The organism is Pseudomonas sp. ArH3a, from assembly GCF_022648765.1.
Taxonomy (GTDB): domain Bacteria; phylum Pseudomonadota; class Gammaproteobacteria; order Pseudomonadales; family Pseudomonadaceae; genus Aquipseudomonas.
Genome location: NZ_CP080330.1, coordinates 448,691 through 462,671 on the forward strand (window position 1 = coordinate 448,691; position 13,981 = coordinate 462,671).

Annotated in this window: 7 protein-coding genes; 6 read left to right on the forward strand and 1 reads right to left on the reverse strand. The window is 59.4% G+C overall.

Going from position 1 to position 13,981, the window contains the following annotated elements:
- Positions 1-199 precede the first annotated feature (199 nt).
- From K0P33_RS01985 to K0P33_RS02000, 4 genes are all read left to right on the forward strand, one after another.
- Entirely contained in the window at positions 200-1,921 is a 1,722-nt protein-coding gene (locus K0P33_RS01985; RefSeq protein ID WP_277933787.1) for a ShlB/FhaC/HecB family hemolysin secretion/activation protein, read from the forward strand.
- 31 nt (positions 1,922-1,952) lie between these two features.
- Entirely contained in the window at positions 1,953-10,583 is an 8,631-nt protein-coding gene (locus K0P33_RS01990) for a hemagglutinin repeat-containing protein (protein ID WP_242153777.1), read from the forward strand.
- Positions 10,584-10,592: 9 nt separating this feature from the next.
- Positions 10,593-11,057 (forward strand): hypothetical protein, encoded by a 465-nt coding sequence (locus K0P33_RS01995; protein WP_141240579.1) that lies wholly within the window; start codon positions 10,593-10,595, stop codon positions 11,055-11,057.
- Between the two features lie 311 nt (positions 11,058-11,368).
- Positions 11,369-11,752 (forward strand): zinc ribbon domain-containing protein, encoded by a 384-nt coding sequence (locus K0P33_RS02000; RefSeq protein WP_242153779.1) that lies wholly within the window; start codon positions 11,369-11,371, stop codon positions 11,750-11,752.
- A gap of 72 nt (positions 11,753-11,824) precedes the next feature.
- Here K0P33_RS02000 and K0P33_RS02005 read toward each other — a convergent pair whose 3' ends face one another.
- Positions 11,825-12,082: a hypothetical protein gene (locus K0P33_RS02005; protein WP_094952063.1), complete on the reverse strand. Its 258-nt coding sequence runs from the start codon at positions 12,080-12,082 to the stop codon at positions 11,825-11,827.
- 515 nt (positions 12,083-12,597) lie between these two features.
- Here K0P33_RS02005 and K0P33_RS02010 point away from each other — a divergent pair.
- A complete protein-coding gene (locus K0P33_RS02010; RefSeq protein WP_169876735.1) occupies positions 12,598-12,990 on the forward strand; it encodes a DUF2846 domain-containing protein in 393 nt (130 codons plus the stop codon).
- Between the two features lie 199 nt (positions 12,991-13,189).
- Entirely contained in the window at positions 13,190-13,978 is a 789-nt protein-coding gene (gene lepB / locus K0P33_RS02015) for a signal peptidase I (RefSeq protein WP_083355850.1), read from the forward strand.
- Positions 13,979-13,981 lie beyond the last annotated feature (3 nt).

A 13,981-nucleotide genomic window follows, 5' to 3' on the forward strand; every position in this document is an offset into this window, starting at 1 on the left:
CGAAACGCTATCAAAACAGTAGCCGCTTGTCGGAATAAAACTTCCAGCAACAGGCTGTAACTCTTTTTTGATAATTATTTATTGTTATCTATCAATGGTTTGCAGGTGTAACTAGTACGAATGTGCAACTAATCCAGTTTCTTGGATAAGCGCAAGTTCGATGTTAGTTTGCCGCCCCTTGATTTTCGATGGATCGAACATGTCTTCGTTATTGCCACGGACTCGGTACTTGCTGTGCACTTTTCTGCTCGCTTACTTGAGCCTGAACACTGCCATGGCCGCCCCCACACCTGGGGATCAAGACCTGATCCGTGACCGGCAAAACCGCTTGCTCGAAGAGCAGCAACGGCGCCTGCAAGAACTGCAGGACCTGCCCGGCAAAGAAGCCAAGCCCCAGGCCCCGGCCTTGCCGGCGGACACGCGCTGCTTCCCGATCAAAGACATCGAACTCAAGGGCGCCGACAGCCTGGCCGCCGCAGACCGCGAGCGCCTGCTCAAGCCCTACATCGGCGAGTGCCTGGGCGTCTCGCAGCTCAATGAGTTGCTTAAGGTCATCACCGACTACTACATCACCAAAGGCCGCGTCACCAGCCGCGCCTACCTGCCGCAACAAGACCTCTCCAGCGGCCATCTGCAAGTGCTGGTGGTCGAAGGCAAACTCGAAGCCTTGAAAAGCGCCGAAGGCAGCACGGTGACCGACCGCGAACTGGCCATGGCCTTTCCCGGCAAGGTCGGCGAGGCGCTGAACCTGCGCGAAGTCGAGCAACTGGTGGACCAACTGAATCGCTTGCCCTCCAAGCAGGCGCAAATGGAACTGACCCCCGGCCGCCAGATCGGCGGCAGCGACGTGGTGGTCAAGAACACCGCGCAAAAGCCCTGGCGCGCCAGCCTGTCGCGTAACAACGACGGCCAGAAAAGCACCGGCGAACAGCAGTGGGGCGCTGGCCTTGAGTGGGACAGCCCGCTCGGCCTGGCTGACCAACTGGTACTGCGCGGCGGCCACGATGCCGTCAGCGACCACCAGAAAACCTCGAAAAACACCATGCTCTACTACAACGTGCCGTGGGGCTGGTGGAACTTCAGTTACACCTACAGCGAGAGCGATTACCGCGCCCTGGGTTACACCAACACCTTCAAGTTCAAACAGTCGGGCGACAACCAGAACCACCAGTTTCGCGCCGAGCGGGTGATCCATCGTGACGACGTGAGCAAGACCTCGCTCAACGTTGGCCTGGCGCACCTGCGCACCAACAACTACATCAATGAGGCTCACCTCGAGACCAGCAGCAACCGCCTCAGCGAACTGCAACTGGGCATCAACCATGGCCGGCGTATCGGCAATGCGTTCGTCAACCTCGACTTGGGCATGCAAAACGGCATCGGTGCCTTCGATGCTCAAGCCAACGACGAGCGCGACGCGTACGGCAATCGCCAGCCCAGTGCGCGCTATCGCAAATACACCGCCACCGTCAGCTACCTGCAGCCGTTCACGTTGTGGGGCGAGTCGTTCAGCTTTTCCAGCCTGGCCACCGGCCAACACAGCGAAGACATCTTGTTCAGCCCCCAGCGCATGAGCCTGGGTGGCTCGGCCTCGGTGCGCGGTTTCAAAGACCAGCAACTCAACGGCGACAGCGGCGGTTACTGGCGCAACGACGTGCGCTGGGCCCGCCCGGTGACCTGGGATTGGATGCGCCCAGCCTTTGCCGAGTACGGCGCCAGCGTCGGCTACGACCAAGGCGTGATCAGCAACGGCCGCTACAACGGCGAAGTGCACGGCCGGGTCTCCAGCAACTCGTTGGAGCTGTTCGCCCGTGGCAAATACGTCAGCACCAGCGTGACCTTTGCGCACTCTTTGGAACGCCCGGCAGTGATGAGCGAGCGCGAAGCGCCGATCTACTTCCGCATGGATTTCTTCCTGTAATTCAACGCCCCGTTACATCGAGACTATGACAATGGATGTTCGCCACTTTGCCTTCCTGGCCCGCCAACCTTCTGCTGCGCTGAAGCCGCGAGATTCGTTCTTCGGCTTGCCCAAGCGCGGCTTGGTGCTGATCCTGGCCAACGCGCTGTTCTGGCAGCCGCTGCTGGCCCAGGCCGAAGGCATTGTGGTCAGCGCGCCGGGCACCACTGTTGGCCAAGCCGGCAATGGCGTGCCCGTGGTGAACATCGCCACGCCCAATGGCAGTGGCTTGTCGCATAACCAATTCAAGGACTACAACGTCGGCCCCAACGGCGTGATCCTCAACAATGCCACGGGCGCGGTCACCAACACCCAGCTGGGCGGCTACATCGTCGGCAACCCGAACCTCAAGGGGGGCGCGGCCAGCGTTATCCTCAACGAAGTCAACGGCGGCAGCCCAAGCCAGTTGCGCGGTTACACCGAAGTGGCGGGGCAGTCGGCCAAGGTCATCGTCGCCAACCCTTACGGCATCACGTGCAGCGGTTGCGGTTTTATCAACACCCCCAACGTGACCCTGACCACCGGCAAGCCGGTGCTCGACGCGAGCGGCCAGTTGCAGCGTTATCAGGTCGACGGCGGCGCCGTGACCATCGACGGCCAGGGCCTCAACGCCAGTAACGTCGACCGTTTCGAAATCATCACCCGCTCGGCCAAGATCAATGCGCAGATCAACGCGCGTGAATTGACCGTGATCGCCGGGCGTAACGACGTCGATGCCCAAAGCCTGAAAACCACCGCGCGCGCTGACGACGGCAGCGCCAAACCAGAATTGGCCATCGATTCCTCGGCGCTGGGCGGCATGTACGCCGGTGCGATCAAACTGGTCGGCACCGAAGCCGGTGTGGGCGTGAAACTCGACGGCACACTGGCCGCCAGCGGCGGCGATATCCAGCTGGATGCCAACGGCCACTTGAGCATGGCGCAGACGTCGGCCACCGGTAACGTCAAAGTCACCGCGCAGAACGTCAACCTTACCGACAAGGTCTACGCCACCGGCAACGTGCAGATCACCAGCGCCCAAGGCTTGGTCAACCAGCAGAGCGTGGCTGCCGGCCAACGCATCGAACTCAACGCGACCACCGTCACCAACCCCGGTATCATCGAAGCCGGTGTGGCAGCGGACAACAGCCGCAACGCCACTGGCGACCTGGTGGTGAACGCGCAGACCGTCAACACCAGCGGCAATCTGCTGGCCAGCCGCGCCTTGGCGATCAGCGCCGCGCAAACGCTGACCAACCAGGGCGCGATCATCCAGGCCAAAACCGTCAGCGTCAGCACCGCCAAGCTGACCAACCAAGGCGCCACCGCGCGCGTGTACGGCGAGCAAAACCTGGCGCTCAGCGCGCCGGCCATCGCCAACCTTGGCGGGCTGATTCGCTTCGGTGAAGGCCAGGCCGCGACCCTCGACAGCGCCGCCCTGGACAACCGCCAAGGCCGCATCGAAATGGCTGGCGGCAGCCTGGTGCTGACCAGTGCCGCGCTCAATAACAGCGGCGGGCAAGTCATCGCCAACAACCTGACCGTCAACGCGGGCAGCCTGAACAACCAGAACGGTGTGCTGGTGGCCAGTGCCCTCACCGTGAATGCCGGCGACCTCGACAACAGCCTCAAGGGCTTGATCCAGGCTGACAACGGCGCGCTGAACCTCACCGTCGCCAATGCCTTCAACAACAGCCAGGGGTTCGCCCAGGCCAGCACCGATCTGAACCTCAACACCGGCAGCCTCAGCAGCAACGCCAACGGCGTGCTGAGCGCCAACACCGGCAAGTTGACCCTCGCCACCGCGCAACAGCTCAACAACGCCCAGGGCCGCTTGCAGGCGGGGCAGGGCGATGTCGAGCTGCATGCGGCGAACCTGGATAACCAGAGCGGCGTGATCGTCGGCAAGCAACTGCTGCTCGACGTAAGCGGCGGCGACATCGACAACCGCGCCGGGCGCGTGGTGGGTGACCACCTCGACGTGCGCGCCTCGGGCCTGGACAACCGCAACGCCGGCCTGCTGGCCGGTGGCGCGCCGGGTGTGAGCCTGCTGCTCAAAGGCCCGGGCCAATTGCTCAACGCCCAAGGCCGCATTCAAAGCGAAGGCCTGTTGCAGCTGCAAGGCGAGCGCCTGGACAACAGCGCCGGCATCCTGATCGGCACGTCGGTTGACGTCACCGCGCAGCACCTCAACAACAGCAACACAGGCTCGCTGGTCAGCAACGACGGCGACGTAACCCTCAACGTCAGCAACCTGCTGACCAATGCTGGCGGCGTGATCGACGCGGGCGAGCGCAGCGTGCTGGTCAAGGCCCTCACTACGCTGAACAACAGCGGCGGCACCTTGCGCGGCAAGCGCCTCGACATCGCCGCGCAGCACCTGAACAACGACGCCGGCCAACTGCTTGCCGGCAACCAAGGCCTGAGCTACAGCGGCCAGGACGTGAGCAACCGCAAAGGCTTGATCCTCAGCGGCGGCGCCCACACTCAGCTCGACACCGCCAGCCTGGATAACCTCGGCGGCACCGTGCAAGGCGACACCCTGACCGTCACTGCCAACACGGTCGATAACAGCAGCGGCGGCTTGATGGCCAGCCTGCTCGGCAACCTGCAATTGACCGTCGAAGCCTTGGCCAACCGTGGCGGCAAATTGTTCGGTAAAGAACAGGTGACGATCAGCGGTGCCACGCTCGACAACAGCGCCCAAGGCCAGATCAGCGGCAACCAGCTCAACCTGGCCTCACGCGACACGCTCACCAACCGAGGCGGCCTGATCGAAGCCAACCAGGGCCTGACCCTCAACGGCGGCAACCTCGACAACAGCGCAGGCGGGCAACTGCGCGCGCTGGGCGGCGCCAGCAGCAGCCTTAACCTCAGTAACAGCCTCAACAACCAGAACGGCACCCTCGAATTCGGCAGCGCGGCGTTCAGCCTCGACGCCACGCAACTGAACAACCAAGGCGGCCAGTTGCAACACGCGGGCACCGGCCTGTTCCGCATCAACACCGCCAGCCTCACCGGCAGCCAGGGCAGCATCAATGGCCTGGGCACGGCTGACTGGGCGTTTGGCAACGTCGATGGCCTGGGCCGCGTGCAACTCAACGAAGCCCTCACCTACAAAAGCAGCCAAGGCCTGAACCTTAAGGCCGGCGACCGCATGGCCAGCAGCAAGGGCTTGACCCTCGACGTGGCCAGCCTGAACAACGGCGGCGAACTGCTCAGCGACGGCAACGTGAGCATCACGCTCAGCGGCGACCTGAACAACAGCGGCCGCATTGCGACCCAGCAAAACCTCAGCGTGACGGCTAACAACCTCAGCCAGAATGGCGGGCGCTTGGCGGGCAACAACACCCAGCTCAAACTGAGCGGCACCCTCGACAACCTCGGTTTCCTTACTGCGCGTCAGCAGCTGGACATCGCGGCGGCACAAATCGGCAACCGTGGCACGATGGGCGCCCAAGGCGCGGTGAACCTCACTGCCGTCAACGGCATCACCAACGGCGCCGATTCGCTGCTGTTCAGCGGTGGCGACCTGACGCTGCGCGCCAATGGTTTCGCCAACAGCTACGGCGACGTCTACAGCAAAGGCAACCTCACGTTTGCGGGCGCGGATGGCGGGCGTGCGGTGGTATTCAGCAACCTGTCGGGCACTGTCGAAAGTGAGGGCAACATCGGCATCAGCGCCGCGTTCGTCGAAAACGCCAAGGCTGAATTCGAACTGGGTAAAACCCTGACCAGCGGCAGCGTGGTGTGGCAGTGCATCCAGCATTGCAAGGGGCATGATTGGTTCAAGCGCGGCCAGACTTTTATCGACCAAACCTACGTTGAATCGGCGATCAAAGACTCGGCCGCCGCACGCCTTGTAGCCGGGGCCGACCTGTTGATCCAGGGCGATAACGTACAGAACCGCTACAGCCTGATGGCCGCCAACCGCAACCTGAGCATTATCGCCAACGACCTGCTCAACCAAGGCGCAGGCACCCGTACCGGGCAGAACCATATCGTCATCGGCAACCGCATGAAGATCGACAAGGATTACTGGGACCTGGTGCAGTTCACCGAGATTCCGGCCTACAACGCTGCCGTCGCAGCGGGCGGTTTTGACCTGGCGAAGTTCGAAGCGCTCAAGGCACGCTCCAGCGATGAGCGATTTGTGGAGATGAGCAACGTCACCACCTGGACCGCCAACGACGGCAATGCCTACAACGCCACATTGCAGGCAGGTGGCACCGTCGACCTGTCCAAAGTCGCCAACAACGTGCAGAACGGCACGCTGCTTGAAAACCAAAAAGCACAACTGACCGGCACCCTCGGCGACGACCAGACCGGCATCCCCGTCGGTGGCATCAATATCAGCCTCAGCAAGCACGCCAACGATGCCAGCGCCCAAGCGCCAGGCTCCGTGCTGCCCGTGGTGACCCTCGCGCCGGGCGGCGGCTTCGTACCCGTGGACTACACCGGCACGCCGTTCGCCCCGGTCGACCCCACCACCTCGCCGTATTTCCAACTGCCCAAGGGTGACTACGGCCTGTTCGTCAAAAGCGCCGACCCCACCAGCCATTACCTGATCGAAACCAACCCCGAGTTCACCACCGCATCGGGCTTCTTTAGCTCCGACTACATGCTCGGCAAACTCGGCTACACCGCCGACAACGCCTGGCGCCGCCTCGGCGATGGCCAATACGAGACCCGCCTGATTCGCGACGCGGTACTCGCACAAACCGGCCAGCGCTTCCTGGCGGGCGGCCTGCTCAGCGACGCCGACCAGTTCCGCTACCTGATGGACAACGCCTTAGCCAGCAAAGACGCGCTGCGCCTGAGCGTCGGCGTGACACTCACCGGCCAGCAAGTCGGCGCCCTGACCCACGACATCGTGTGGATGGAAAACCGCGTGGTCGACGGCCAAACCGTGCTCGTGCCGGTGCTCTACCTGGCACAGGCCGAATCGCGCAACGTGCGTGGCAACAGCCTGATCCAGGGTCGCGACCTCAACCTCGTCACCGGTGGCGACCTGGTTAACGTCGGCACCCTGCGCGCCAGCAACAACCTCTCCGCCGTCAGCAGTGGCAGCATCTACAACGGCGGCCTGATCGAAGCCGGCAACAACCTGAGTCTGCTGGCCCAAGACAGCATCCGCAACGCCATGGGCGGCGAAATTCGTGGCAGCCAAGTCAGCCTTGCTGCCATCAAAGGCGACATCACCAACGACAACACCGCGATTCAAGTACGTGACGGCGCCGGCATGCGCACCCTCACCGATGCCAGCGCGAGCACTATCACCGCGCGTGGCAACCTGGCCATCGATGCCGGGCGCGACCTCACCAACCGCGGCGCACTGGTCGCCGGTAACGACGCCACCCTCGCTGCTGGCCGCGACCTCAACCTCGTCGCCGCCAGCGATACCAGCGTGAAACATGAATTCAGCAACGGCGGGCACAAATCCAGCATCACCACCGACGTCAAAAACCTCGCCGCTACCGTCACGGCAGGCGGCAACCTCAACATGCAAGCCGGGCAAGACGTCAACATCATCGGCAGCGATGCCACTGCCGGCAAAGACCTGAATATCCAGGCTGGGCGCGACTTCAACGTCGCCTCCGTCAGCGACATGCACAACGTCGAGGGCAAAGAAAAACACGGCAAAAAACGCATCAAGACGGCGGACGAGCAGACCACGCAAGTGGCCAGCGTGTTGACGGCGGGCGGCGACTTTACCAGCCAGGCCGGGCGCGATACGACGCTGGTGGCGAGCAAGATCAGTGCGGGCAATGAAGCGTATCTGTACAGCGGCGATAAGTTGAACCTGCTGGCGGCGCAGAACAGCACGCATACGTTGTATGACATGAAGGAGAACGGTGGGTGGGGCGCGAAGAAAACCAAGCGCGATGAAGTCACCCGCGTCACCAACGTCGGCACTGAGATCAAGACCGGCGGTGACCTGACATTGGCCAGTGGCGGCGACCAGCTGTATCAGCGCGCCAAGCTCAGCAGTGGCAACGATCTGACGATTGCCAGCGGCGGCGCGGTGACGTTTGAAGCGGTCAAGGACCTGCATCAAGAGAGCCACGAGAAGAGTAAGAGCGACCTGGCGTGGACCAGCGCCAAGGGTAAGGGCAATACCGACGAGACGCTGCGCCAGAGTGAGTTGATGGCGCAGGGGCAACTGGCGATCAAAGCAGTTGATGGCCTGAAGATTGATATCAAGCAGATCGATCAGAACACAGTCAGCCAGACGATTGATGTGATGGTGAAAGCAGATCCTCAGTTGGCTTGGTTGAAAGAAGCCGAGAAGCGTGGGGATGTTGATTGGCGGCATGTGAAGGAACTGCACGATTCCTTCAAATACAGTCATTCCAGCCTCGGCCAGGGTGCAATGCTGGCGATCATCATTGTTGTCACCGTACTGACCGCAGGCGCTGCGAGTGCACTTGCCGCATCAGCTGGCAGTGCTGTGGGTGCCGGCTCGACCATGGCTGCGGCGACAGCCGGAACTGTTTCGGCATCGGGTGCCGTAGTCGGCGCAACGTCCGCCGGCCTCGGCAACATCATTGCGACTGCCTCCTTGACCTCTTTGGCGAGCACGGGCGCGGTCAGCACGATCAATAACAAGGGCAACCTCGGGGCGGCGTTCAAGGAAACCTTTAGCAGCGACAGCATGAAACAGGCGCTGATCGCTGGCGCCTCAGCAGGCTTCGTGAATTACGCCAGTGGCAATTGGTTCGGCGCGCAAAGCGACCCTGTTACCAACAAAGTGAGCGGTCCCAGCGTAGTGCCTCACTGGAACGACCCGGCCGCTATTGGGCGTTTCGGAACGATCCAATTGGCGGGCGGAGCCGTGCGCGGCACGCTTTCTGAAGCGCTTGGGCAAGGCAGCTTCAAGGACGCCATGAAAGGCAGCCTTTTCGATGTACTGCAGGCGACCGCGTTCACAGGCGTTGGTGATTTTGGCAACGCTTTCAAACTGCAAGACAGTGGCCTGAGTAAAACAGCACTGCACGCCGTTGTGGGTGGGTTGCTTTCGGAAGCAATGGGCGGCGACTTCAAAACGGGGGCGATGGCCGCGGGTGCTAATGAGGCGCTTATTGTGGCGCTGGATAAGTCGCCTCTGCTCAGTAGCAGTGATCCAGCTGAGCACGATCGACTGGTCAATGCGGCGTCCAAGCTGGTGGGTCTACTCGCTGCGGCCAGTGTTAATGGCGATGTAGCCATGGGCTCTGAGATCGCTGGGAATGCACAATCGTACAACCGGAAGCTTCACGCTCTTGAGCGAAAACGTCTTGATGAAGAGGCTAAAAAACTTAACGGTTCTGGGGAAAGTCAGTCCGGACTCGCCTGGGGGGATTTGCTCACCTATGTGGCCGCAGGCGAAGTTGACAAGCAATCGTCTGGGCAGCTGAGTGATGCGTTGGACAAATATAATCCAAACAGCCCGACCGGTCAGCGTCTGCTAGAGGACCTGAGTACCGCTCAAAAAGTGATTACTCAAATACAGAACGAAAAGGTCTTACTCACGTGGACAGATGGTTCACCCATCGTGGCCAATGGAGAGAAAGTCTATGCATTTGGCGCGACGCCAAAGCAATACGCAGATTCGCTTCTGTTTAACTCTTCCAGCGAAACGACCTATAAAAATGCTGAGGGCGGGGCGAGTATCGTTCCTGATAAATGGGTCGAGCAATATGGTGAAGTAGTTGCTACCAAAAAATTGCGAGAAATTAGCGCCGCCAACAGTGATGCGGATCTTTCTTCGGAGCAGTGGGCGACGTTGCGAGACCACCTCCATTCTGGCGATAAGGCTAACGGAAATATAGATTTAGAAATTCTGTCAGCGTTATTGTTCAAAGGTCGACCGGTAGAAGCCAGCTTCCCAGTTGCAGTGAAAGAGCTGGCAGCGCGAGAAATACTGGCGAGTGCCGAAAAGATAACGTTGAAGGAACGTCTACTTGAGTTTAAAGCTAGCCGTGAAGTGGCTGAAGCCTCCACGCCAGACTATGGAGTGCTTTCTGCTGGACATCGCGATGCAAAAGAAGCGGAAGCATTGGTTAACACCGAAAAGGCTGCTTTGGAACGCATTGGGAGCAATCCTAAGGGACCTGATTTAACAGATAAAGCTCCTAATACGGTACTTGACCAGCAAGATGCAAAAAAAGCAGAGGCATTAGTCAACGCCGAGAAGGAAGCTCTGAAACGCATTGCAGACAATCCGAAAGGCGCTGATTTAACGGATAAGGTTCCAAACACGGTACTTGATCAGCAGCTCGCAAAAAGCACGGAAACGGCTAAGTTTAAAAACATGTTTCCTGATGATCCGATAGTTCCTGGTCCGCGCTATGAATTGATCAAAACCGATTCGGGAGGTTTTAAGTATCGCCTGCCTAGCGGAGAACTCAGAACGCCCAAAGGGCAATATGATTTTATTCAGTCGGATGGAAAAATCTATGTGGCGGTACAAAAAAATGATAGTAATGTGTCGGGTCACGTCGCCTTGTCGAGAGGTGCAGATGTCGATTTCGCTGGGCAGGTTCAATTTTCTCAGAAGGGCGGATTGAAGAGTTGGGATAACATGTCAGGCCATTATCAGCCGCCCGAAACGGCCGCCAAGAGAGTTGACTTGCCTCAAGATAAGTTCGTACCCGTTGAGTGAGAGTTGTATATGAGGTCCGAGGCTGAAAGAAAGAGAGTCGATGAGCTTGTCCGTAGTTTGCTAGTGTGGCGAGTTTCGTCAGTTGAAAATGAACTGTGCCATTTAGTGCGTCAGGTGTCAGAAAGTGACAAATTAAAAGTCGTCGAGGTATTGGGGGCGGCAAATGTTCGGCTAGCGGCCGCGGTAGCGCGCCGAACGCATTTAGCTCCTGTGCAGCAGGCGGCGTTGTTGTCTCGGCTGCTGGTCAATGGAGGCAGTAATGAGATTAAATACTATGTGTTAGGACTGTTTGTTTACCGTCTGCGGGCTAAAGTTATTTTAGGTATTCTCCATAAAAATAAAGAGAGTGCTCGCAGTCGAGTAAGTTTGGCTGCTTATTATGTGTTGTCTTCAAGGCGTTTTAATGTTGAGTATAAGAACGCACTTTCTGGATTGGCTCGTGATAAAGAAGGAGGCGTGGAGAACTCACGTTAGACGAAAGCGGAAGTAAGGTTAACAGCCGGGAGGTGCATTTTTATAGGCGTTGAAATGAGCGAGCGTAGGTTAACTTTTTAGCCCTCTGTCGCTAAAATGAAGAGGCCTGATTTTTTCCTATTATCTGCTCGTTCAACGTGCGCACCACTCCACTATTAAAACAAGGAAGTTCAATGGGCATCTCACTCCCCTTCTGGCTCATTATCACCGCCGTCACGGCTTACGTTGCAAGCACACGCGGGCGCTCAGGGCCCCGGTGGTTTGCAATCTCACTCTTCCTTCCCGGCGTCGCCTTGGTAGCCGTGTTGTTAATGCCCCGGTTGGCAAAGACCGGTGTTGACGCCTTGGTGCACCCGGACCTGCGCCCTTGCCCCGCCTGCAACCAACCGATCCAAGCGGCGGCATCTCGCTGTAAGCACTGCGGCGCCGACGTGGAGCCGATTGCCCTGAGAGATCGCAGCGGTTGGGTCGCACGCATGACCGCCGATACGGATGAGGCATTTGAACGCATGGCGGCACAGATGGCGCTCATCGATATACCGACCGTGCTTGATGAGCCGCCACACCTTTACGCAGGGCCGTTTGAGGAAAAGGCCGAGGCGCAAAACGTACTCAAATTCCTGAAGTCTGAACACGGTTTGGATGGGTTGGTGACGTGGCGGTCGGTGACCCGAGAACATGAGGTGCAGCCGTAAAAAATAGTAGCTGTGGGGAAATAAGTAGGCCTACGCATAAAGCGGGCGACGCTAAGGCCGCCCGGCTTTTACTCAGGATGGATCGGCATGGAGCCTGCGAACGATGACATCAAGCAAATCACACCCATCGCGCAGCGGAATAGCCAGCAATTGGGCGAAGTCTTGAAGCACCACAGCATCGCTGCTGAGCTGTTCTCGGAAGGCCAGGTTTTCCAGCAGTTGGGTGACGGCTCGAATCCGGTACACGGCGGCGTCGTGGAGGACGTCGAGGGGCGCACAGGTGTCGATGAGCAGAGCGGGGACGGTGCTGTCGTGGCCCGTAAGGGGCATGTATTGGTTCATTTTCAGTTCTCTGTTAGTGGATTAAGCCACCACTCATTCGTCGCCAAACGAAAGGGTGGCAGCTGTACGCAGGTTGGCGAACCGGCAACAGAGAAAACCGGCAGACCCGAAGGTCTCCCGCGCACAGCCGCCATAACATGCACAGCTTTGCGGGTGCAAAAACACCTGCATAGAAGCGGGTTGCTTTTGCACTCTGTTGTCAGGTCGCCAAACCTGATCGCCATTTGGGCGACGGGCCGGACTATAAGCCCCACGCCCAAACCCACGCAAGGCATCAAAGTACTGGCCCACGTTCATTGCCTCATGTCTTCAGCCCCATGGCCGACACACTGGCGATGATTAAACGCATCAAAGCACCCGCGTCGGTCAATCGCCGTCGCATCAACCCGCTCTACCGTTACACCACAAGGAAGAAGTACATGATCAAGCTGTTCTGCAAAGCTGCTGTTGTAATGTCCCTGGCCACGCTGTTTGGCTGCTCCTCGACACCGTCGGTAGAGAAAATGCAGGCGGACGTGGCGAACTACTCGCTGCCCAAGGCTGCTGTCGCCGACAAAGGCCTGGTGTACGTGGTACGCCCAAGCAACGTGGGGATGATGGTGCGGTTCAACGTGTTCCTGGATGACAAGGAAGCCGACTCGGAGATGGGTTACAACCGCGGCAACCAGTACATTTATTTCTTCGTGACGCCGGGCCAGCACGTGATCAGCTCCAAAGCTGAAAACTGGGCCGACATGCCGATCAACGTCAAGGCCGGTGAGGTGGTTTACCTCAAGCAGGAAGTCGAAATGGGCTTCGCCGTGGCGCGCAACAGCCTCAAAGTGCTGAGCGATGTGGAAGGCCGTTATCTGGTCAAGGATGCGTCCTTGGGCACCGTGGCAAAAGAAAGCAAGTGAGTTAAAAACGCTTGAGGCGGTCGGGCTCCAGGCTCGGCCGCTCACGTATTGCACCGACCCTGAGGCATTGCGCCGCGCGCTCAGGGGTATCACGCAGATCTCCAGTGGGTATCTGGTGAAAGAACTCAAATAAGCCCACACGTCAGTAACCTGCCGCGTAAAAAGCTCACGGAATGAATCCTGTCATCAAGGATGATCAATGAAATCCAGCAAGTTCTCCCTTCTCGCCTTCCTGATGTCCTGCCTGGTCGTCGGCTGGGGGTTGGTGTATGTCGGCCGCATCAAATGGGGCATTCGGGTTGCGGCGTTGCTGTATGTCGGCGTGGTGTTGCTGGGGGTCACCGGGTTGGCCGCCACGCCTGTCGGGCTCTACGTGCTCTTGGCGTTCATCATCCTCGTTAAGCTGGCCTCCGCGATTGCCTCCGCGGTGCTGGCCCGCCGTTACGACGGCCCACCGGGCGTGCCACGCAAGCGTTTCCATGTACTGTACGTCGGCGTGCTGATCGCGATCACCTTGCTGATATTTGACGCGTTTCGCGCGCCGCTACTGGGTTTCAAAAACTATTACATACCCTCGGGCTCGATGATTCCTACGCTGTCGATCGGTGATTACATCGTGTCCGACTTGCGCCCCGGCGCACCCAAGGCCGGCGATATCGTGGTGTATCGCTGGAACGGCACCGAGGCGGTCAAGCGTGTGGCTGGTGTCGGCGGCGACACGCTGGCGATCGTCAACGGCGAGCTGATCCGCAATGGCGAAAACCTGGGGTTGTTCCACGCCCCGGCCGAGCGGGTGAAGAAGGACTACTCCTTGACACTGGCGCCGTTTTTGGTCGAGCCGGGGCACGTGTACCTGCTGGGCGACAACCGCGATGTGAGCAATGACAGCCGCTTCATGGGCCAGGTGGCTGTTGAGGATGTGGTCGGCAAAGTCACCGGCATCTGGTTCTCGAATGAACCGGTGCGCATTGGTACGAGGTTCCCATGACGC